The organism is Streptomyces sp. NPDC052236 (assembly GCF_044548015.1).
Taxonomy (GTDB): domain Bacteria; phylum Actinomycetota; class Actinomycetes; order Streptomycetales; family Streptomycetaceae; genus Streptomyces.
This window is the reverse complement of record NZ_JBIUBL010000002.1, coordinates 343,565-365,460: the sequence shown is the minus strand read 5'-3', so window position 1 is coordinate 365,460 and position 21,896 is coordinate 343,565. Positions and strand designations below refer to the sequence as shown.

Below are 21,896 nucleotides of genomic sequence, written 5' to 3'. Positions count from 1 at the left end.
GCGGGAGGCGTCACGGCTTCTTCCCTGGCTTGACGGCGACGTTCGCCCACGGCCGCGAGTCCGTGATGGTGTCTACTTTCGGGCTCACGTCGATGGCGCCCTTGGGAATCGGCTTGCCTGCCATTTCCGCCGCGACGATTCTGTGATGTCCTTGTGTGATCTTTCCGCGGGCATCGACGCGGACGATATCTGTCGGAGAGGTCGGCCATTCGAAGGTCCCGGTCTTCATCTTCTGTGCCATTTCTTCGACGGTTTCCTTGTAGACAGCCTTCTGCGTCGGCTTGTATCGGGACGCGGCCATGACGTCCGACAACTTCCAGTTACCAGTAGCAGCGGCGTTCGGAGTGGGAGGCGGTGCCGGGGCCGCACCATGGGCCGGACCAACGGGCGCACTCGGCTTGGAATTGAGGATCGTCGGCTCGGCCGGCGGCTTGCCCCCTGTTCCCGTGCTCCTCGTCCCGGCGCCTGGCGCAGGCGGCCCGTATGTGGCCCCCAGCGGCCTGCCGGTCTGCCACATCGCATAGCCCTGCGCAGCCGCATGCGCGACGCCGGCAGCCATCACGAAATCCTCCTCCAGCCGCTGCACGGAGGGCCCGGCCACCTGGCCGAGCGCAGTCGGCGCCGGGCTGCCACGAAACGCCTGAACCGCACCCGACCCAGCCACATCGGCACCCATGAGCATCAGCGGTCCACCCGCGAGGCAGCCGATTCCCGTCTCACACAGCGCGGCTCCCGCGACGAACGCCCCGGCACCGGCCGCGACCTTGAGGCCGCCCTCCACTCTCGGGGCTATTTCCTCCTTCGCGAATTCGAGCGGCGCCCATTCACGTGGGTCCCACGTGAATTCCCAGTCGGTACCTTCGGTGTCGGTTCGATTCATCGGGTTGCCGCCACACATCTGGTACTGATTGATTCCGCCCGCCGGGCCCGTGGGGTCGGACGAGGCCCAGCGCGCCACCCAGGACAGGTAGTACCGCAGGCCGTGGCACGCCAGCCCGCTTTCTTCGTCGCGTTCCATTCCCGTGAAGCGGTAGCGCTTGCGCGTGTGGCTGCCGAAGCTGGTCTCGCCGTAAGGGGTGTACTCCTCACGGTTGGTGAGGGTGCCGGTGCCGTCGAGGACGGCGGTACTGCTGCCGAGGTGGTCGGGGAGGTGATAGGCGATCGCGGGGCCCTGGTCGGCGGGGTACGCAGGACCGATGCGCACCAGAGCGACGCGCCGGCGGTCGTCCATGACGTGGATGTGGTTGTTCTGTCCGCTCTGCGAGCCGGCCCAGCGGTGGTGCTCGAACATCCCGTCGGCGTAGTGGGTGACCTCGACGGCTCCGCCCTGCCGCCGGACGAGTTTCTTCACCCGCCGGCCCGCCGCGTCGTACAGATACTGGGCGTGCACGGAAGGCTCGGCGCCACTGGTCTGGGTCGCGAACGTGTTCAGCCGGTCGGCGTGGTCCCACGAGAAGTGCCTGGATGTGGTCTCGGACAGCACATTGCCGTTGGCGTCGTACATGTAGGCGTAGGAACTGTCCCCAAGGTCCATGCGCTGGAGCCGGTTGCTGCCCGGTGCGAGGGTGAAGGTGCGGTTGAAGCCGCCGGTCGCCGCGTGGGCCAGGGTGAGGATGTTGCCTGCCGGATCGTAGATGTAGGACTCGGTGTACGTCTGGGCCTTGGTCACGTCGGCGCCGCGCGGCGTGTCCGGCCATGGGTCACCCGGCGGTGGTGCGGAGTGCTCGCGGCCGGTCGCCGACAGCAGCCGGTAGGTGGGGTCGTAGGAGAAGCGCCTGTTGAGCGCGTCGCCGCTGCCGAGCAGGGCGCGCAGCGGAGGGTGGGCGCTGGTCAGTGCTTCGGGGTTGTTGGGAATGCCGCTGCCGGGTGTGCGGTCGCGCAGGGTGATGAGGTTGCCGGACAGGTCGTAGTCATAGCCGTGGTCCTGCAGAGCGGGTCCCGTCGGCCGGTATGTCGTCGCGTCGACCTGGCTGTAGTGCTCGCTGCGCAGCCGGACCAGTCGGAGCGTGTGCGGGTCGTAGGCATAGCGGGTCATCACGCCGTTGCCGTAGGCGATCAGCGATCGTTGGCCCTTGGCGTCGTAGGCGATGCGCTTGACGTGCACGGTGCCGTCGAGCTGCACCTGCTCCAGCGCGCCCGCGCGGTTGTACGTGTGGTAGAGCACGTGCCGCTTGCCCTCCACGTCGGTGGGCAGGAAGCGCCTCTTGACCCGGTTCAGGGCGTCGTACTGGGCGGACGTGGCGTAGGGGGCCGGCTCCAGCAGTTGCGCGTCGCGCTGGGCCTGGGTCTGGCCGGGGCCGGGCGTCCAGTCGACCCGGAACGGCTGCACCTGCCAGCCGGCGGTGGCCGCCCGGTCGTAGGTGGCAAGGACGGGCGCGTCGGCGATCACCGTACGGGTGCTCTGCACCGCGTTGCCCTTGAAGTCGACAGAGACGGTGGCGACGTACCCGGCTTCGTCCCGGTGGTGGACCGCCCGGCCGAGCAGGTTGCGGGTGCGGGCGCCGTCCCGTTCGACGGGGCGCTGGGCGGGCGTGCCGGCGTCGCCGTAGTCGATGCGTTGCCGCAGGGTGACCGGGCCGGCGGCGTCGTCCCTGGCCCAGACCCGCGTCGGCCGGTGCAGCAGGTCGAACGCGCCCAGGATGAGCGCGCCCTTGCTGTCGCGGCTCTCGACGACGCTCCCCAGGGCATCGGGGACGGTGTCGCGGCGGCCGGCGTCGATACTGTCTGTCCGCCAACGACGCTTGGCCAGGTCGAAGGAGTACCGGAACGCCTCGCGGCCCAGCGCGTCGGTGATCGCCACCAGGTTGCCCTGGATGTCGTACGCCGAGCGGGTGGTGAACCAGTCGGCCGGCGCGTGGCCGTTGCGGTCGACCGCGGTGACCGCGCGGCCGAGCGCGTCGATCTCGACGCCGGCCGGGGTGTTCCAGTGGCTCGCGTACGGCTGCGCCTGCGCCGGGTGGGTGCGGCCGGCGTTGTCGTTCGCGTCGTAGGTGCAGGACTCCCACGGCGTTGGCAGATAGTGGTCCGGATCCGCCAGGTCGGCCGGGATACCGAAGACGACACGCTGCTCGCTGCCGTCCGGGTTCACCGTGCGCTCGACCCGTCCGCGCGGGTCGTAGAACGTGATCATCTTCTGCCCGAGCTGAGCGTCGAGCGGCGGCGCGTAGTCGTACCCGGCGGAGAAGAACGGCTCGTACTTCCGCACCGCCCGGCCCTTGTTGTCGTACACCTGCCAGCCGGACACGACCACGTTGTCCGGGCTGTCCGGCGCCCTGGTCCGGCCCGTCGAGTCACCCACGGGCGTGAGGTCGCCGGCCGGGATGGCGTTGCCGCCGAAGGCCGGGTCGCCGAAGAGTGTCTCCTCGGCCTGCGACCGGGTCTGCAGCACCCGGCCGAAACCGTCGGAGTACGCCACCGAGACGATCACCTCGTCCCGCTGTCCGGCTGCGACATCGGGTTCGGTGTCGTGGTGCACCCGGCGGATGCTGCGCACCGCGGCCGGCCGGCCGCGCCCGGCGAACGCGTGCAGGTCGTAGACCGTGCGCACACCGGGCGCGTCGCGGTCGCCCTCGCCGTTCTTGCCGCGCACGTACTGGGCGGTGACCAGCCCGGCCGGGGAGAAGGCCACCGAGGTGGAGTTGCCGTTGGCGTCGGTCACCTCGCGCGGGTACAGAACCCGGTAGTCGTTGACCGCCGAGACCGCCAGGCCCGCGGCGTCGACCGTGCGGACCGCCAGCAGGTCGTGCTCGTCGTAGTCGATCGTGCTCTGCGCGCCGACCGGATCGAGGGTGGCGACCGGCATGCCGCGCGGCACCCGGCCCGGGACATGGACGTCGTAGCGGTGCCGGCCGGACACCACGTAAAAACCGCCCGGCGATCCGGGCACGTCGCCAACGGCATAGCGCCGGTACCCGGCCAGGGCCGGTAGCGCGGCACGGAACTCGGCCGGATATTCCGCCGGCCACCCGCTCACCGGCCCGGGGCCCAGGACGACCGGCCGCGGGCCGACCGCGAGCGGGTCGCCGGCCCGGTACAGGTCATCGAGGAATGCGTCGGTGAACGCGAGGGACTCGGTGCGCACCGGCAGGCCGTACTCACCCAGCACGCCGAGGGCCAGCCCGACGAACGCGTCACCGTCGAAGTACGTACGGGTATGTCCGATCATCCGTAGCGACAGTCCCGTCCCTGTCACCGGGCCGGCCAGGACCGCGTCCCGCAGGGCGGGCACCGGCAGGCCGCCGTCGTTGACGACCTCGTAGCTCGATGTCCTGGCGACCCGGTCGACGAGATAGTGGTCGGCGTCGTCGCGGCGGGCGTACTCCGTGGTCGCGTACGTGGCCAGGTAGGGCTCGGGCACCGTGGCCGGCGCGGCGCCCGCCAGCGGGTCGCGGCCGCGCGGCACAGCGATGGAGACCTCCCCGGTCGCGCACCCGTACGCGTCGTGCCCGGCGGGGAAGGTGAACTGAGTCATGGGCTCGGGGCCGCGCTCCCACTGGGTCGTGCGCCCGCCGAGCGAGAACGGGAAGAAGACGCGTTCCCGGTCGGGCCCGCCGCCCGCCGCCTCCTCCCGCACGCCCGACAGCGTCTCCGTCACGGTGTAGGGCCGGTCGGACAGCGCGCTGCCGTCCACCGCGTACACCTCGGTGCGCAGGGCCTGCCCGCGCAGGGTGCGCAATGCCGAGCGGCGGGCGCGGCGCTCCAGCCCGGCCAGGAACGCGACCTGCCCGGCGGGCCTGGACAGCATGGGCGCGTCGCCTCGCCAGTACTCGTGGCTGAGGTCGAGTTCGGTCCAGTCCCCGGCCTCGTCGGCGGCGACCGGACCGGAGTGGAACCAGGTTCTGGTGAGCACGGGCGGCGCGTAGTGGCCCTCCGGCACGCCTGCGCCCGCCGCCCCGGCGAACGACTCCGTGTCGAGGTGCTCGACCAGCGCGAACCCGCGGAACTCACGCTCGATGCCGTCCCAGTAGCCGTGGCGGTAGCGGTATTCGGTGGTCAGCGTGCCGCCCGAGATCCGGTCGGCGACCTCGACCTTCGTCACTACTTGTACGGGGAAGGGCAGCGTGGTGCGCCATCGGGTGGCCGGATCGGCGGTGTCGCGCAGGTACTCCTGCGTCGACGGCGTGTACGTCACCCGAGTGACGGCGCCGAGTCGGTTGTCCACCATCGTGAGCAGGTGCGGCTTGACTCCGCCGGTGAAGTCGAGGAATCGCGCCTGGGGCCCGCCGGAGACGCCCGCCGCCCGGCTCAGCAGCAGCCCGGCCATCCCGGTGCCGTACAGGTCGGACAGTTCGAGCGCGTCGATGTCGGCCACCGCCGGGGTGCCGCGGATGACGACCGGCGCTTCGCTCCAGCCGTTGCCGGACTGATTGCCCCACAGCAGCACCCGACCACTGTCGACGTACAGCAGGTCGGCGGCGCCGTCGCCGTCGACGTCGCCCAGCAGCACACGGCGCGGGTCGTACCCGTCGGGCAGGCGCGGCGCGTGGCGCATCGATACCTGCGCCCCCCACCTGTTGTGCCCCAGGTTCGGCCAGTAGGACACGTTCCCGTTGCGCAGCAGCACGATGTCCTGCAGACCGTCGCCGGTCATGTCGGCCAGCCGCACCCGCGGATCGGCCAGGTCGACCTGCGGACCGCTGCCGTTGCTCACCGCGGTCCGCCGCCACGCCAGGCGGGGATCGCGGTCGTTGAACCACGCTTGCAGCCGAGTGCCCGACCGTAATACGTCGGTCAGCCCGTCGCCGTCGAGGTCGACCAGCTTCACCTTCGGGTCTGCGAGGCTCACACCCGGGGACTGCGGATAGGCCGTGAAGGCGCGGCGGCTCCACCCACCCGCGAAGGCCATCGGGAAGTAGCCCGCCGCGGGGCCGGTGTCCTTTCCTGTCCTGCCCATCGACGGCACGACCAGGTCGGGCCGCCCGTCGCCGTCGGCGTCCAGGAATCGCACGCCCGCCTCGCCGAGCGAGAACGGGGGCGCCTCGGCCATCGAGCGGGGCAATTGGAACCGTCCGCCGCCCATATTGCGCCACACTCGCGCAGCCGCGCCGAGTTCCACGATGTCGGGCAGGCCGGCGCCGTGCAGGTCCACCAGGGCGAGCGTCGGGCTGTTCAACGCGGTGGCCGGGAAGCCGGTTCCGGTCACCGGGGAGAATCTGCGCCCGCCCGGATCAAAGGCCGAGTACCCGAACACCAACGCCGGCAGCGGTTCTTCTGCGGGAGCTGTGACGGCCGTCGCCGACCGCGGAGCGGATCCGGGAACGCCACCGGGTCCCTCGCCCGGCCCCGGCACAGCTGCCGGTTCCGCCGGCCCGTCACTCGGGCTGCCGCTGCCCGAGGCCGTGACCGACTCGTCGATGCCGACCGCGGTCACGCTCGCGAGCAGCGACACCCCGTTGAACGCGGCTTGCTCGTACGCGAGCCGGTACTCACGCGCCATCCGCGCCACTCCGTCCGCGGCATGCGTCGTCACCCGGATCGTGTCGCAGCGCAACGACGTCCTCACCTCGAATCCCGCCCGGTAGTCGGAGAACGGGTCAGGGCGCGATGTGTACGCGAAGTCGACGCTGACCAGGAACGCCGGTTCGGCACGGTCGCCGTAGTCGGCATAGGCAACCCGCGCGAGCAGCGGCTGGGCCCAGAACCGTCTCTGCCCAGTGCCCGCGTCCGGACGGTAGGTGTACCTGACCAGGTTGCCGAGCGCGTCGACGGTCTCGGTCACCCGCCAGCCGAACACCCGGCTCGCATCCCCCGGGTCGGCGATCACCGCGGGGTCCTTCCAGGTCTCCGGCGCTTCCGCGGGGCGCGGCGTCCCGTACCTGGTGAGCGAGCCGTCCTTGCTCCGGACCTCCCAGTAGTCCCCCGTCGCGTCCCTGACGTGCTCGATCCGGGCGAACAGTCCCTCGGTACGAGGCCGGTACCGCACCCGGCCCGGGTAGCTGCCGGCGACCGGCACCAGATCCTCGGCGCCCGCCAGCACGAACACGTCTGCCGGGTCGCCACCCTCGCCGGGGGCGTCGACGTACCTCGGAACCCCGTGCGACGTCTTCCGCGACACCCCGGGCAGGCTCAACTGCCAACCGAGGCCGAACGGTCCGTTACCGCCGCCGGTGCTGTACCCGAGGGACAGCGTGGGTGTTGCTCCCTGGCGCCCTGCGGGCACCGCCAACGGCACTGACATGTTCCCCGTCCCCGTGAACAGGTCGGGGGTGAACTTCTCCCCCAGGCCGCTCACCGCGCCGCCTCCTTGCGGCAAGGAGATCACCGAGCCCGCTGCCGTCGCGTCCGTCGTACCGCCAGAGCTCATGCCTGCCGCCCTCCTGGAGTTGTCCGCGCCATCGCGGCGGTCATCAGCGCTGTCTCGGCGCCCACCGGCCTTGTGCCGATTGGCCTTGTGCCCATTGGCCTTGTCGTCCCAGCCATCTGGCGGATGCCCCCGTAGGTCGATGCCCCGGCAGCGGTACCGCTGCCGGGGGCAGGTGAGCGCCCCGAACCGACGGTCGGGCCGTGGACGACAGCCCGGAAGGACGCAAAGCCGGCCCGGGCCGCGATCGCGCGGCCGGCTCGAAGATCCGTTCATGGCCCCCAGCAGGCGGACCGCCCGCTTCGTACGACTCCCCCGACGCCTCACGCCGCCGCTCCCCGTGTGCGGAGCGCCGCCCGTGCGTGGACGCCGTTTCCGCCTCACCAGACTGAAGTCCGCGTGTGGGTCAGGACGTTGTCGATAGGTTGTCGCCCAGCGTGAGAGTGTGCGCGAATTGTGAAGCAGATCTGCACGGGGGTGCATACATCATGATGGAGTTGCGGCTTCTTGGTCCGGTGGAGCTGTCGGTACGGGGCCGGACAACGGAGATCGGGCCACCACAGCGCCGGTCCGTGCTCGCAGCGCTGGCGGTGGACACCGGCCGGCCCGTCGCGGCCGACGTACTGATCAAACGGGTCTGGGACGCGGATCCGCCGGACGGGGCGCGGCGCGCGCTGCATGCCCATATCGCCCGGCTCCGCCGGGTGTGCGAGCAGAGCGGAGACGAAGGGGATCCCGGGTTACGCCTGGTGCGCCGTTCGAGCGGGTACGTTCTGGAGGCACGCCCGGACCAGGTGGACGTACACCGGTTCCGGCAGTTGGTCGGCCAAGCCCGGGAAGCGGGGCGGACTGATGAGGCACGGGCGGCGCTGCTGCGCGAGGCGCTCGGACTGTGGCGCGGGGAACCACTGGCCGGGCTCGGCGGGCAATGGGCGGCGCGTGTACGCGAGGCATGGCGGCGGCAGCGCGTGGACGCTGTCGTCGGGTGGGCCCATATGGAGTCGCGCGTCGGTGATCCCGTTGCTTCGATCGGCCCGCTGACCGAGCTGCTGGGCGAGTATCCGCTGGTGGAGCCTCTGACCGAGGCGCTGATGCGGGCGCTGCACACCGCCGGGCGTGGCGCGGAGGCGCTGGACTGCTACGCCGCCGTCCGGCAGCGGCTGGCCGAGGAGCTGGGGGCCGACCCCGGTTCGGGGTTGCGGGAGGTGCACCAGGCGATCCTGCGGGGAGGCCTGTCCGAGCCCTCCCCGTGGCCGACTCCCCGGGTGCCGGTCGGGGCCATTCCCCCCGCTCCTCCCCCGGCGCGGCCGTCCTCAGGGGCAACAGTGCCGTGGCCGGGCGAGATCCCCGTACAACTGCCCATGGGCGTACGCGGATTCACCGGCCGCGACGAGGAACTCGCCCGGCTTGAGGAAATCCTCGCCTCAGCGGCGGATCAGCCGTCGGCGGTGGTGATCTCGGCAGTGTCGGGCACCGCGGGGGTGGGCAAGACCGCACTGGCCGTGCACTGGGCGCGCCGGGCCCAACGGGCCTTTCCTGACGGTCAGTTGTACGTGAATCTACGAGGGTTCGCTCCCGGCGGGTCGGTGATGAGCCCGGCAGAGGCGGTACGGGGGTTCCTGGACGCCTTCGGGGTGTCGCCGGCCCGCATCCCTACCGGTCTGGAGGCACAGGCCGGGCTGTACCGCAGCCTGCTGGCCGGGCGGCGGGTGCTGGTGGTGCTGGACAACGCCCGCGATGCCGAACAGGTCCGTCCGCTGCTGCCCGGAGCGCCAGGGTGTCTGGCGCTGGTCACCAGCCGGAAATCGCTGACCGGGCTGGCCGCGGCCGAAGGGGCCCATCTGCTGACCGTCGGCCTGCTCGGTTCCACTGAGGCACGGGAGCTGCTGATCGGCCGGCTGGGCGCGGAGCGGGTGGCGGCCGAACCCGCCGCTGTACGGGAGATCGTCGGCCGGTGCGCGGGCCTGCCGCTCGCGCTCGCGATCGTTGCCGCCCGCGCCGCCACCCAGCCCGGTCTCCCGCTCGCGGCGCTCGCCGGGGAGCTGCGCCGGGCCGACGGACGCCTGGACGCCCTGGACGGCGGGGAGGCGACCAGCCAGGTGCGGGCGGTGTTCTCCTGGTCGTACCACGCGCTCAGCACCGAGGCCACCCGGCTCTTCCGATTACTGGGCCTCCAGCCCGGGCCCGACGCCGCGCTGCCGGCCATCGCCGCACTGGCCGACGTACCGGCAGCGCGCGCCCGTGTCCTGCTGGCCGAACTGGTCCGCGGACACCTGCTCACCGAACACGCGCCCGGCCGGTACGTCTTCCACGACCTGCTGCGCGCCTACGCCGCCGAACTGGTCTCCACGCACGACAGCGACGACGCCCGGCACACCGCGGCGCACCGAATGTTGGACCACTACCTGCACACCGCCCACCGGGCCGACGCCCTGCTGACTCCCCGGCCCAATCCGACTCCCCTGCCACCCGCCCAGCCGGGCGCCACACCCGGGGAACTGTCGGACCACCGGCAGGCACAGGCCTGGTTCACCGCCGAGCACCCTGTCCTCCTCGCCGCCGTGGAGCAGGCGCCCACCGCCGGCTTCGACATCCATACCTGGCGGCTCGCCTCAGCGCTCACGACCTATCTCGACCGGCACGGATACTGGCGGACGCTGACCACCGTCCACACCACGGCCCTGGATGCCGCCCGGCGCCAGGGCGACAAGGCCGGACAGGCCCACGCCCACCGAGGTCTCGGACTCTCCCAGGACCGGCTGGACCGTCCCGACGACGCCCGCGCGCACTACCTGCTCGCGCTGGATCTGTTCGGCGAAGTCGGCAGCCACGCCGGGCAGGCCCGCATCCACCAGCACCTGTCCCGGATGGCCGAGGCCCTGGGCCACCGCCAGCAAGCACTCGGCCACGCTCAGCACAGCCTCAGGCATCACCGGGCCGCCGGGGACCGGGCCGGGCAGTCCGCCGCCCTGAACCACATCGGCTGGATCCTCGCCCAGTTCGGCGACCACCGCCAGGCCCTCGCACACTGCCGCCAGGCCCTCGACCTGGCTCAGGAGACCGGAGACCTCAACGGGCAGGCCCACATCTGGGACAGCCTCGGCTACATCCATCACCACCTCGGCCGGCACTCCCAGGCCGTCGACGACTACCAGGAGTCCCTCGACCTGTTCCACCAGACCGGAGACCGCCACAGCGAAGCCGCCGGGCTCGTCCGCCTCGGCGACATCCACCACGGCACCGCCCCCGACACAGCCCGCGCCGCCTGGACCCAGGCCATGACCGTCACCGACGAACTCGGTCTCCCGGACACGGATCCGCTGCGCGCCCGACTCCTCCAACGCCTCGGCCGCGTCCCCGCAGACGCCACCACTCCGCGACCCCGTCCCGGTCCAGCCCGGGGCCCTCACCAGCCACGTCCTGCACCGGCCTGAGGCTGGAGCACACGAGTAGTCCTCCTCAACTCCTTTCCACCCGGCGAAGGGAGCGACCTGCCGTTCGGCGTGGCTGCGGCGGAACCGGTTCGCCGTCCGGAACGGCTCACCCCGGTCGTATTCCGCGCGGCGGGCGACACGCGTAGAGCGACACGTGGCAGCGGCTCACGACTGCCGTGTGGTGTGGACCCCCGAGATTCCGCCGTTCTCCACCCGGTTCGACGTCGAGTGGACCAACAACCTCGCAGACGGGCCCTGTGCCGCTCGGGAGTTGGGTCGTTGGGTGGGCCTGCGACGTCGAGCGGCGCGGGATCAGATCCATCCGTACTGGCGCGCCATGTGCACCGCCTCGTGGCGGTTCGCCACCTTCAGTTTCACCGTGATGTTCGACAGGTAATTGCGCGCCGTCCCCGGTGCCAGCACCGCGCGCTCCGCCACCTCGTCTATCGGCGCGCCGTCCGCGGCCAGCGAGAGGATGTCCGCCTCCCGCTTCGTTAGCGGGGACTCGCCCACCGAGATCGCATCGGCCGCCATGTCCGGATCGATGTAGCGCGCCCCTCCGTGCACCACCCGGATGATCGACGCCAGTTCCCTCGCAGACGTCGTCTTCGGGAGGAAACCGCGGGCCCCCGCCATCAGCGCCTGCTTCAAACAGCCGGGGGCCGCGTGGGAGGTGACGATCAGACAGCGAATGGAAGGGTGAGCGTAGTGCAGGTCTCGTATGACGCTGATTCCATCCTTGCCCGGCATATTCAGATCAAGGACACAAATATCGGGAATGTATTTCTTCGCAAGGTTCAGCGCTTTGGTGCCGTCCTCCGCCTCCGCGACGACCGTAAGATCTTCCTCCGTGGCCAGTAAGGCGGACAGTCCTCCCAGTATCAACTTCTCGTCGTCGGCAAGGAGGACTCTTATCGGCATGGCTCAGCCTTTCTTTAAAGAGGGAGAGTGACGAAGAGGCGGTACGTGCCACGGGGCAGCGGACCATGTTCCAGCCGCCCGCCGAGCGGGGTGATGCGCTGCTCCAAGCCGGCCAAGCCCGTGCCGCTTGCCAGGGGCTGTTCTGACGCGGGGCGCGCGCCGTTGTTGACGACTTCCAGTGCGACCTCACCCGGGCGGGGAGACGTGAGGCAGATGGTGCACGTGCTGGCCTCGGCGGCATGCCTGATGACGTTCGTAACCGCTTCCCGCACGGCCCAGCCAAGCACTTCGCGGATAGCGTCGGGGAGCTCCGCTACACGATTGACGTCGGCGACGGTGCATTGGATCCCGGAGGCGCGCAGCAGCGACCTGGCACCCTCCAGTTCGCCCAGGAGGGAGGGTCTGCGGGCGGCGTTCACCACCGCGCGTATCTCATTCTGGGAACTCCTCGCCAACTTCTGCACTTCCTCCATCTCCTCCAGCGCACCTGTACGGGAGATCAGTTCCGACTTGAGAGCGATGATGGCCAGATTCCGCCCCAGCGTGTCGTGGAGGTCGCGGGCCATCCGCAGCCGCTCCTCGGCCACCGCCAGCTGTGCCTCCACCTCCGCCGCGGCCTCCAGCCGACCGATGACGGAGACCGGCCACATCGTCGAGTGAATGGCGGCGATGACGGTGAGGAACACACCGCCGGCGGCGGCCGAGGCAGGCAGCGGGGTAGGGAGGGTGAAAACCGCGGCGACGGCGATGCACGCCACGCCCGTGTACACCCGCACGCGCCAGGAGAGGTCGGCCACCGCTATCGCCGCGGGGACGACGGCGACCCCGGCGAGCGAGGCGACATCCGTCTGCGCCAGCGCGTCGGCGAGGGGGAGGAGCCACAGGCAGGCCAGCCACACGAGGGTGGGGGCAAGCGGGACGAGCGGAGTGACCCGGTAGGGAGTTCCGGTCCACACAGGCCGCAGCAGGGCTGCCATGTGCAGGGCGTAAAGGACGGATACAAGTATGAGGATGGGGTGCGGGGACGGGATATCCGCGATAGCCACGAATGCCAGTGGGGGAGCTCCCAGGCAGAGGGCCAACCCTTGGCGGGTTTGCCTCGCTAATTTCGCGGCATCTCGGCGAGGGGTGTTCAATGGCGCGGGTCCCAGCGGAAGACGCGACGTGCTGCGAATGACATGACCACGGACCATCCCAAAAGAGTCGCACACCTGATCGCGATTATTCCGGCCGAATTTCCCTCCCCGGTCCAGGCGGAGTTGGCCAGATCGACGACGGGTGTGAGCGGAAAGAAGTGCAGCACCGATTCCACGGGGTCGGGAAGGAGTTCCAGCGGTACGGCGGCTCCGGACGTCAGCAGCAGCACCAGCAGCCCGAGCGTGGCCACGCCCTGCGCCGCCTCGGAGGTCCGACAGGCGACGCTGGAGACGGCCGCGAGGCCGATGCACAGCGGCATGGCAAGCAGCAGGGCCAGGACTGCGAGGTGCGGCAGGTCCGGGGCGCCGACCGACACGGCCGAGAGCACGACCGCGATCACGGCGAACTGCGTGACGGCGACGGCGAGATAGGGGATCGCGCAGCCGATCAGGATGACCGGATCGGCTACCTCGCCCGTGCGCAGCCGCTTGAGCACGGCCTCCTCGCGGCGGACCACGTACACGGCCGTGAGGGGGGAGTAGATGACCAGGATGAGGATGATGACGAGGGAGGTGGCGATCATCATCTGGCCCAGCCCCCGACCCGTCTCTTCGTCCAGGGAGTACTGGCGCGTCATGGCCAGCATAGAGCAGATGATCATTGCCGGGATGACCAGTACGTTGAAGAGGTTCATCCGCGAGCGCGCGAACAGCGCGAGTTCGGCGCGGCTCAGGCCCTTGAGGTGGCGCACCGCGTCGGTGAAGTAGGAGGGCGCAGCGGTACGGACGGGGGCAGGGGCGGTCATAGCTGGGGGTCCGTTTCCGACGAGCGGGCGATGTGCAGGAACGCCTCTTCCAGCGAGGCGGAGCGGGCGTCGAACTCCTCCAGGCGGACGCGCTGCCCACCCGCCCAGTCCAACAGGAGGTGCGTGGTGGTCTGGAGGTCGCGGGTCTGGAGGTGGATTCGGGAGCCGGTGTCGTCGACCGCGGTCGCCTGCAGATGCTCGATGGAGGGCAGCCGGTCGACGGGGACCCCGACGGGCAGTCGGAAGCTGAGCGTGGACGGGTGCGCCGCCACGATCTGGCCGACGGTCCCGGTCGTCGCGATCTGCCCTTCGTGCATGATCGCGAGCTGGTCGGCGAGCTGCTCAGCCTCTTCCAGGTAGTGCGTGGTGACTACGACGGTCGCACCCTGCTCGTTGAGTTCCTTGATGATCTTCCAGGTGTCGTGGCGGCCCTCCGGGTCCATGCCGGTGGTGGGCTCGTCGAGGAAGATGAGTTCGGGGTGGGAGAGCGTGGTGAGTGCGAGGTCGAGGCGCCGTTTCTCGCCGCCGGAGAGGTGCTTGACGATGACGTCCGCGCGGTCGGTGAGACCGACCATGGACAGGGCCTCGCCGATCGGGCGGGGCGCCGTGGTGCAGCTCGCCCACATGCGGAGCGTCTCGCGGACCGACAAGTCCCGGGAGAAGCCGCCGTGTTGGAGCATGATGCCCATCCGGGAGCGGGTGCTGCGGCGCTGCAGGAAGGGATCTTGGTCGCCGAAGAGGCGGACGTGTCCCCGAGTGGGGGCGGCGAGCCCTTCGAGGAGCTCCAGGGTCGAGGTCTTCCCCGCACCGTTGGTCCCCAAGAGGGCGAAGACCCGGCCGGCAGGGACGGTCAGGTCGATGCCGCGTACCGCCGTGTAACCGTCGGTCTCACTGCCATACCGCCGCCAAAGGGCTGTGGCGTCGATCACATTTTTGGGCTCGGTGATGGTCACGCCCTTGATCCTGGCAGCGAATTCGCAGGTCACGGCATTAGCAGAGTCATGGATTGCTCTGACATCTGTCACATCAGGACTGTGACGCGTGCCAAGCGATTGGAGGGATCACCTCAAGTCGCGAGTGTGACCTGCGTCATAACCGTAGCCCTCAGAGGCTGCTTGTATCCACTGCGTGACCGGCGCTCCCCCACCCGGCGGAACGGATCGGGGGCCTGGGCACCCTCGCGTACGGGGATGACCGTGCGCGGGAGAACGGCAGTCCCCTTCGTGAACAAGTAGCAGCAACTAGGGAGTAGTAGCCATGCGCGAGATCACCGTGAGGGCCGAAGCGACGCTGTTGGAGACGGACGAGGGTCAGATCTACGTGGCGCACAGCCCGGTCCTGGCCACTCCCGCCGCCGTTGTCACCATTGCCAGCGGTGTTGTTGTGACTGCCGCCATCAAATGATCAATTCTCATTGAGGAGTTCGCTATGCGCGAGATCACTGTGAAGGCCGAGTCGAAGCTGTCCGAGACGGACAAGGGCCAGATCAACATCCCGCAGACCCCGGTCCTCGCGACCCCCGTCGCCGCCGTAACCGTAGCGTTCGCGGCCGGCTTCGCCGCCGGCAAGATCTTCGGCAAGTGAACGAGTAGCCGGGTAATCGAGTAACACCCGGCGGGAGCCAAGCAGGGGTCTGCGTGCAGCGGACGTGTACGCAGACTTCTGCCTCGCCCCTCGGGCGGAGTGCCCCCGGACCTGTCCGACGACTTCCACCGGTCTCCCTCCGGCCGGGCCGTCTACTCCGTCCCGACACACCTCACCCCATCCGCCTTCGTCATCCTCAGAAGGGGAAGTGCGCCATGCGACGACCCGGGTATGTCCTGCGCCGGCTCACCCAGGCAGTGCTGAAGCCGCCCAGCCTGTCCCGCGACCGCGCTCTGGGCATCTCCGAGCGCCTGGGCGCGCTGACCACGCTCAACTCCTCCCTGGAGTACCTGACTCAGCGGAAGCAGACGGAGCCCGGTGGGCTGAGCGATTGGAGCATCGTCCGCGACCTGCAGCTTCAGACCAGCCCCATGCTGCGGAAGGTTCTGGACGGCGTCTCGGGGAGCCGCACCACCACTGCGATCCACGTGAGCCGCTCCCTCGCCGCCGCCGCGCTGCTGACGCCGGGCAACCAGAAGTGGCGCGGCGCCGTCAGCCTCTACCTCGCCGCGAGCGGCCTCTTCATCTACCCCCGTCACATCTACGGTACCGACGGGTCCGACCAGGTATCGCTCATCGTGCAGGGGGCCACCGGCGCCGCGCGGCTCGTCCCGTCCGACTCCGCCAAGGACGCCCTGATCTGGTACATCGCGGCTCAGGCCAACCTCTCCTACGCCATCTCCGGTTGGGTCAAGCTCTTCGGGAAGCAGTGGCGCGATGCCACCGCCCTGCCCGGCGTCATGCGGACCCGCACGTACGGCCACTCCGGCATGTGGGCCTGGACGCAGAAGCACCCCAAGGCGTCCAGGCTGCTGACCCACTCCGTGCTGGCCCTGGAGTGCGGCTTCCCCTTCATATACGCCTTCGGCGGGCGCTTTGTGCGCCCGGTCATCGGCTCCGTTGTCCTGTTCCACGGTGCCAACGCCTACTTGATGGGCCTCGGTCGATTCTTCACCGCCTTCACCTCCATGCACCCGCTCGTCGCCTACACCGCCATCCCCAAGTCGGACCCCGTCGGCGCCCGGCGCGACGACCGCCTCCTCCCGCTCGCCGCCGCGGCGCTGAGCCTGTCGGCAGCCGGATCCGTAGTGTCGGCGATCCAGCGGCGCATGAGGGTCCGTCAAGGACCTTCTGGCGGAACGCTGTTCACAGCTCGGTCCGGGAACGTCCTGCAGTACGAGTCCCACACCGAAGGCGACTCCAGCCAGCCGGTCCTCGTCTTCGAGACCGGCATGGTCGCCACACCCGAGTACTTCTCCTGGATCATCAACCACCTGGAGGACAACACCCGCTTGGGTCTGCTCAGTTACGCCCGGGCTGGATACAACGGCTCGCTCCGTAAGGCCGAAGGGCCTTACAACCTGGGGGAATCCGTGGCGGATCTGGCGGACCTCGTCCAGAGCGCGGTAGCCCCGGGACGCCGAGTGATCCTGGTTGGGCATTCGCTGGGCGGAGACATCGCACGGCGCGCCGCGCCCCTCCTCGCCGATCGCCTCGACGGCGTGGTGTACCTCGACTCCTCCCACCCCGCAGAGCTGCTGCGCTCGACCTGGCAGGCGAAGGCGGCCGGCCGGCTCTCAGAGAACTTCAAGCAGATGGAGTGGTTCCTGCGCATGGGCACCGGTTCCCTACTGACTCGCCCCACGTGGCTGGATGACCTTCCCGAATCGGTACGCAGTCGGGTCTTCGCGCAGTACGCCGACGGTCTGCTGTGGCGGGCCGGCCGCCGCGAATGGGCCGCCGTGCAGGCGGAGTTCAGCGATGCGTGCGGCAACCTGCCGTCCGTCCCAGGCCGCGGCCTGGTTGTCTCCGCGCAGCAGACCGTCGACCGGGACCCCGAGCAGCTGCTCATGCACGGCGAACTCGCCAAGGCGCACCAGGAGGGCGCCCACACGGCGGTGATCGAGGGAGCGGACCACAGCGGGCTGCTGACCAAGCCCGGACACGCCATTGAGGTGGCGCGCCTCATCGCCACCTTCGCCGCCGATTCCATCGGCGTCGCCACCTCGGCCCTGGGCTCTCCCGCCGCCGACCACCAAAGGCACAAGGAAGGGACCGCACGATGAAGGCCGTCGACATCCTGCGGGACGCGGTCCGCGGCCCCGGCGCCGGCTGGCGCATCGCCGGAGCCGCCGCCCTCACCGCGACGGTAGTGGCTCAGCACCCCAGCGACCTGTTCGACCGGGTCCGACGGAGGGACGCGCTGCACGCCATCCCCAACTGGCGTTTCTTCGCCCCCAACCCGGCCGTCCACGACTCCAACCTCCTCTATCGCACTTTGTCGCGGGCCGGTGAAACCTCGGAGTGGACGGAGCTCTCACTGGTCCCGAACCGCACCGTGCAGCACATGGTCTGGTTCCCCGATCGGCGTGTCGGCAAGGCGATCTTCGACATCGGCGACGAGATCCTCCGCTTCATTGACAAGGGCTTCGAGACCGTCCAGCGCCTGCCTTCCTACCGCCTCCTCGTCAACCACCTACGCCGGGAGATCCGCGAGAGCGGCCGAAACGACGCAAAAGGCTTCCAGTTCGCCTACGTCAGGACGAGCGGCTACGACCCCGGCGAAGAGACGGAAATGCTCTTCGTCTCCCCCTACACCCCGATGGCGTGACCCACACCTGACCTGGAGGAACTCATGGACGTTGCGGACATCGGGTACGGCGCCCAGTTCGGCGGCTGGTACGACCGGATCTTCCCCAAGGACGCCACGGCGGCGCACACCGCCAAGCGGATCGCCGCCTGGCACCCCGACCCCGGCGCAGGCACCTGCGAACTGGGCGTCGGCAGCGGGCGCATCGCCATCCCGCTGAGCGGCATCATCGGCAAGGTCACGGGCGTCGACTCCTCGCCCGAGATGCTCGACGCACTGCGCGGCGACCCGAAATCCGCCCTGGTCACGTCCGTGCACGCGGACATCAGGAGCTGGCGCAGCGACGAGACGTACGGCCTCGTCTACATCATCTGCGCCACCCTCTCTATGATCACCGACCCGGCCGACCAGCAGGCAGTCATCGACCGGGCCGCCGCCTCGCTCGTGCCGGGCGGGCGACTGATCGTCGAGACCCACAACAAACCCGCAGTGCTTGCCCTCCACGAGGGACAGCGGCGCACCACGTACTTCGTCCCCTACCCCGAGCCGGACACCGGTCTCCAGACCCACTCCACCCTCCTCGACGGGGAGCTGTGGCACTGCTCTCACATTTGGTACGCGGGCGGCACGACACGTGTCGGATCGGAACTGTCGCGTCTCACTGCGCCCGACGAGATCGACGCCTACGCGCGGAACGCCGGCCTCACGCCCGAGCACCGCTACGGGGACTGGGACTTCACCGAGTACAGCGAGGCGTCCCCGCTGGTCACCGCCATATACCGCAAGGCGACACCGTGACCTTGCGCGCGCTGATCGTCCAGCACCGTGCCCTCCTCGCGACCGGCACCCTCCTCGGGCTGCTCGGCGCTGCGGCGACGCTCGCTCAGCCGCTCGTCATCGGCGAGGTCATCAAGGCGGTCGCGGCGGACGAGACGCTCCTGTGGCCTGTGCTGCTCGCCGCCGCGCTGTTCGCGGCGGACGCCGCGCTCGCGGCCGCGCACGCCTACGTGATCGGGCGCACCGGCGAGGACGTGGTGCACCAGTTGCGCCGCACCCTCACCGGGCGCCTGCTGCGGGCACGCCTGCGGGAGCTTGACCGCTGGGTGGAAGGTGATCTGTTCACGCGGATGGTCGCCGACACCGGTCTCGCCCGCATCGCCGTGTCCAACGCCCTGGCCCAGATGATCACTTCGGGATTCATGGCGATCGGCGGGATCGTCCTGATGAGCTGGATCGACCTGCCGCTGCTCGGCGCGACCCTCGTGTGCCTGGGCGCGGCGGCAGCTGTCGCTTTGGGCATCGCCCGCAAGGTGCGCGGCGCGGCCGTCGCCAACCACCAGGACACGGCTGCGTTCGGATCCGCCCTGATGCGCGCCGTCCAGGCCGCCGCCGTCGTCAAGACCTCGCGCGCCGAGCAACGGGAGACCGACACCATCACCGCAGCGTCGGCCACCGCACGGCGGTCCGGGATCAGAGTCTCCGCACTGCAGGCACTGATGACCCCGGCCATGAACGTCGGCACACAGGTCGCGCTCACCGTCATCCTGACGTGGGGGATGGCCCGGGTCACCACCGGTGGTCTCGCCGCAGCCGACCTGACGGCCTTCATGATGTACCTCTTCTACCTCGTATCGCCGCTCGTGCTGCTCTTCTTGTCGATCAGCCAGTTCCAGCAGGGCCGCGCGGCCCTCGGCCGCGTCATGGAGCTCGACCGGTTGGAGCAGGAGGAGACAGTCGCGGCGCGGCGCGAGGCGACGGCCCTCGCCCCCGGCGCCTCCGCCACCGGTGTGGTCTTCCAGGACGTCGACTTCACCTACCCCGGCGCCGACCACCGCGTCTTGGACGGCGTCTCCTTCCGTATCCCCGACCGCGGCCTCACCGCCATCACCGGACCGTCAGGCGCAGGCAAGACCACCGTCTTCCAACTCCTCACCCGGCTGCGCATCGCTGACGCCGGGACGGTACACATCGACGGCACCGACATCGCCACGATGCCCCTCGATCAGCTGCGCTCCCTCATCGGCTACGTCGACCAAGCCCACACCCTCATGCGCGGCACCATCCGAGACAACCTCGTCTACGCCCACCCCGACGCCACGGACCCCGAGATCCGGGCCGCCCTCGAACAGGCCCAGCTCGCCGACGTGGTCGACCGCCTGCCGCAAGGCCTCGACACCGAACTCGGCGAACGCGGCACCGGCCTGTCCGGTGGCCAGCAGCAGCGCCTCGCGGTCGCCCGCGCGCTCCTCACCCGCCCGCGCATCCTCCTGCTGGACGAGGCCACCGCGAACCTCGACGCTGCCGCCGAGCACACCCTGCTGGAGACCGTCGTGCGGATCGCCGAGGACCGGGCCGTGGTGGCGATCGCCCACCGGCCAACCACCATCCGTGCCGCCGCCGCCCAACTCGCCATCGACGGCGGACGGGTCCACGAGATCACCAAGGAGGGCGTGGCATGACGGATGCCGTCGTCGTCGGTACGGGCCCCAATGGGCTCTCCGCCGCCGTCACCCTCCTGCGGGCCGGCCTCAGCGTCGAACTGTACGAAGCGCACGACACAATCGGTGGCGGCCTGCGCACCGAGGCGCTCTTCGACTCCGACGTGCACCACGACATCTGCGCCGCGGTGCACCCGATGGCGGCGGCGTCCCGCTTCTTCCGTGAGTTCGACCTGACCGCGCGCGGCGTCGAGCTCCTCCAGCCCGAGATCCCCTACGCCCACCCGCTGGACAGCGGCGACACCGTCCTTGCCCACCGCGACCTCACCGCGACCAGTGGAGGACTCGGCGCCGACGGCAGGCGCTGGCGGCGCCTCATGGCACCGCTCGCCGGGCACAGCCAGGGCGTCGTCGACCTCATCCTCTCCGGACAGCGCGACCTCCCCCGCGACCTGGTGGCCCCGCTCCTCCTCGCCCCCCGCGTCCTCGCCCACGCCACCCGTCTGCCGCTGCGCACCGAACGCGCCCGCGCCCTGCTCACCGGCGTCGCCGCACACGCCGTCGGCAGGCTCCCCTCGCTCGCCGCCAGCGCCGTATCGCTGCTCCTGGGGCACCTGGCGCACACCACGGGCTGGCCGCTGCCCCGGGGCGGCAGCGCCCGCATCGCCGACGCTCTCGCGGCGGACATCGTGGCGCACGGTGGACGCATCCGCACCGGGCAGCCCATCAAGGACCTCGCCGAACTCGGCGGCGTGCCCCTGGTACTGCTCGACACCAGCCCCAAGGGCCTCCTCCAGCTCGCCGGAGACCGGCTGCCGGGCCGCTACCGCCGGGCCCTGGGCCGCTTCCGGTATGGGCCGGGCGCCGCAAAGGCCGACTTCCTGGTGTCCGGGCCCATCCCCTGGGCCCATCCCGACACCGGCCGGGCGGGCACCGTCCACCTTGGTGGCACGCGCGCCGACATGTTCCGTACGGAATCGGCGGCCGTACGCGGCATCCAGGACCCCGAACCGTTCGTGCTGCTCGTCGACCCGGCCGCCACCGACCCCGACCGGGCCGTCGGCGGCAAACGCCCCGTGTGGGCGTACGCCCATGTCCCGCACGGCGACACCCGCGACCCCGTCGCCCTCATCACCCGCCGAATCGAGCGGTACGCGCCGGGCTTCGGCGACACAGTCGTCGCCGCGCGCGGAGTGAGCGCCGCTCAGTACGAGACGTACAACCCCAACTACGTTGGCGGCGACATCGGCGCTGGGGCCATGACTGTCCGCCAGTCCCTGCTGCGCCCCACCGCACAGTGGGATCCGTACCGGACCCCGCTGCCCGGCGTGTACCTGTGCTCGGCCTCCACACCGCCGGGCCCCAGTGTGCACGGCATGTCCGGATACCTGGCCGCGCTCTCGGCGCTCCGCCGCGAGCACGGGATCCGCACGGCGCCGAGTCTCGCGCCGCGCGAGGACGCGTAACAGAAGCCCACAGCAACGAATCCGCGAGTACGGAACTCCCCAAGCACGGAAGGCAGGACGCATGGCCCCGCACACCCCCGCCCCGCCCCCGCGCCCCTCGCGGTTCGCGCCGCCGCCTCGTACCTGCCGGAGCGGGCCGTCGAGGTCGCCACTCTCACGGC

At 70.4% G+C, this 21,896-nt stretch carries 13 protein-coding genes; 8 read left to right on the top strand and 5 right to left on the bottom strand.

Annotated elements, in window-relative coordinates; all coding sequences use genetic code 11:
• Positions 1-10: 10 nt before the first annotated feature.
• Complete coding sequence (locus tag ACIHCQ_RS05690; protein WP_399658332.1) at positions 11-7,303, bottom strand: SpvB/TcaC N-terminal domain-containing protein; 7,293 nt, start codon at positions 7,301-7,303, stop codon at positions 11-13.
• 485 nt (positions 7,304-7,788) lie between these two features.
• Here ACIHCQ_RS05690 and ACIHCQ_RS05685 point away from each other — a divergent pair, with 485 nt between their 5' ends.
• Complete coding sequence (locus ACIHCQ_RS05685) at positions 7,789-10,734, top strand: AfsR/SARP family transcriptional regulator (protein WP_399658330.1); 2,946 nt, start codon at positions 7,789-7,791, stop codon at positions 10,732-10,734.
• A 312-nt stretch (positions 10,735-11,046) separates the two neighbouring features.
• Here the strand turns inward: ACIHCQ_RS05685 and ACIHCQ_RS05680 are convergent, their stop codons facing one another.
• The 4 genes from ACIHCQ_RS05680 to ACIHCQ_RS05665 form a co-directional block, all read right to left on the bottom strand.
• Positions 11,047-11,655: a response regulator gene (locus ACIHCQ_RS05680; protein WP_399658328.1), complete on the bottom strand. Its 609-nt coding sequence runs from the start codon at positions 11,653-11,655 to the stop codon at positions 11,047-11,049.
• A 14-nt stretch (positions 11,656-11,669) separates the two neighbouring features.
• On the bottom strand, positions 11,670-12,701 hold the full coding sequence (locus ACIHCQ_RS05675) for a sensor histidine kinase (RefSeq protein WP_399658326.1): 1,032 nt from the start codon (positions 12,699-12,701) through the stop codon (positions 11,670-11,672).
• An 86-nt stretch (positions 12,702-12,787) separates the two neighbouring features.
• Entirely contained in the window at positions 12,788-13,597 is an 810-nt protein-coding gene (locus ACIHCQ_RS05670; RefSeq protein ID WP_399658323.1) for an ABC transporter permease, read from the bottom strand.
• Complete coding sequence (locus ACIHCQ_RS05665; RefSeq protein WP_399658321.1) at positions 13,594-14,583, bottom strand: ABC transporter ATP-binding protein; 990 nt, start codon at positions 14,581-14,583, stop codon at positions 13,594-13,596. Before ACIHCQ_RS05665 ends, ACIHCQ_RS05670 begins: the two co-directional genes overlap by 4 nt.
• 271 nt (positions 14,584-14,854) lie before the next feature.
• Between ACIHCQ_RS05665 and ACIHCQ_RS05660 the strand changes: the two genes are divergently transcribed.
• The 7 genes from ACIHCQ_RS05660 to ACIHCQ_RS05630 all read left to right on the top strand — a co-directional run bounded on the left by ACIHCQ_RS05660 (position 14,855) and on the right by ACIHCQ_RS05630 (position 21,735).
• Complete coding sequence (locus tag ACIHCQ_RS05660; RefSeq protein WP_399658319.1) at positions 14,855-15,001, top strand: hypothetical protein; 147 nt, start codon at positions 14,855-14,857, stop codon at positions 14,999-15,001.
• A 24-nt stretch (positions 15,002-15,025) separates the two neighbouring features.
• Positions 15,026-15,181, top strand: a complete 156-nt coding sequence (locus ACIHCQ_RS05655) for a hypothetical protein (protein ID WP_399658317.1) — start codon at positions 15,026-15,028, stop codon at positions 15,179-15,181.
• Positions 15,182-15,396: 215 nt separating this feature from the next.
• The gene (locus ACIHCQ_RS05650; RefSeq protein WP_399658315.1) at positions 15,397-17,307 is read left to right on the top strand and encodes an alpha/beta fold hydrolase; all 1,911 of its coding nucleotides are present in this window, start codon (positions 15,397-15,399) and stop codon (positions 17,305-17,307) included.
• Positions 17,304-17,852: a hypothetical protein gene (locus ACIHCQ_RS05645; protein ID WP_399658313.1), complete on the top strand. Its 549-nt coding sequence runs from the start codon at positions 17,304-17,306 to the stop codon at positions 17,850-17,852. The genes ACIHCQ_RS05650 and ACIHCQ_RS05645 overlap by 4 nt, the downstream gene beginning before the upstream one ends.
• Positions 17,853-17,876: 24 nt before the next feature.
• Positions 17,877-18,629 carry a class I SAM-dependent methyltransferase gene (locus ACIHCQ_RS05640; protein ID WP_399658311.1) on the top strand — a complete coding sequence of 251 codons (753 nt, stop codon included), beginning with the start codon at positions 17,877-17,879 and terminating at the stop codon, positions 18,627-18,629.
• A complete protein-coding gene (locus tag ACIHCQ_RS05635; RefSeq protein ID WP_399658309.1) occupies positions 18,626-20,290 on the top strand; it encodes an ABC transporter ATP-binding protein in 1,665 nt (554 codons plus the stop codon). The genes ACIHCQ_RS05640 and ACIHCQ_RS05635 overlap by 4 nt, the downstream gene beginning before the upstream one ends.
• Positions 20,287-21,735 (top strand): phytoene desaturase family protein, encoded by a 1,449-nt coding sequence (locus tag ACIHCQ_RS05630; RefSeq protein ID WP_399658307.1) that lies wholly within the window; start codon positions 20,287-20,289, stop codon positions 21,733-21,735. The genes ACIHCQ_RS05635 and ACIHCQ_RS05630 overlap by 4 nt, the downstream gene beginning before the upstream one ends.
• Positions 21,736-21,896: the final 161 nt, after the last annotated feature.

Bases quoted from the DNA above. Each gene is read 5' to 3' on its own strand.
- ACIHCQ_RS05690 (WP_399658332.1), bottom strand. From the start codon at position 7,303: ATGAGCTCTGGCGGTACGACGGACGCGACGGCAGCGGGCTCGGTGATC.
- ACIHCQ_RS05685 (WP_399658330.1), top strand. From the start codon at position 7,789: ATGATGGAGTTGCGGCTTCTTGGTCCGGTGGAGCTGTCGGTACGGGGC.
- ACIHCQ_RS05680 (WP_399658328.1), bottom strand. From the start codon at position 11,655: ATGCCGATAAGAGTCCTCCTTGCCGACGACGAGAAGTTGATACTGGGA.
- ACIHCQ_RS05670 (WP_399658323.1), bottom strand. From the start codon at position 13,597: ATGACCGCCCCTGCCCCCGTCCGTACCGCTGCGCCCTCCTACTTCACC.
- ACIHCQ_RS05660 (WP_399658319.1), top strand. From the start codon at position 14,855: ATGCGCGAGATCACCGTGAGGGCCGAAGCGACGCTGTTGGAGACGGAC.
- ACIHCQ_RS05655 (WP_399658317.1), top strand. From the start codon at position 15,026: ATGCGCGAGATCACTGTGAAGGCCGAGTCGAAGCTGTCCGAGACGGAC.
- ACIHCQ_RS05650 (WP_399658315.1), top strand. From the start codon at position 15,397: ATGCGACGACCCGGGTATGTCCTGCGCCGGCTCACCCAGGCAGTGCTG.
- ACIHCQ_RS05645 (WP_399658313.1), top strand. From the start codon at position 17,304: ATGAAGGCCGTCGACATCCTGCGGGACGCGGTCCGCGGCCCCGGCGCC.
- ACIHCQ_RS05640 (WP_399658311.1), top strand. From the start codon at position 17,877: ATGGACGTTGCGGACATCGGGTACGGCGCCCAGTTCGGCGGCTGGTAC.
- ACIHCQ_RS05630 (WP_399658307.1), top strand. From the start codon at position 20,287: ATGACGGATGCCGTCGTCGTCGGTACGGGCCCCAATGGGCTCTCCGCC.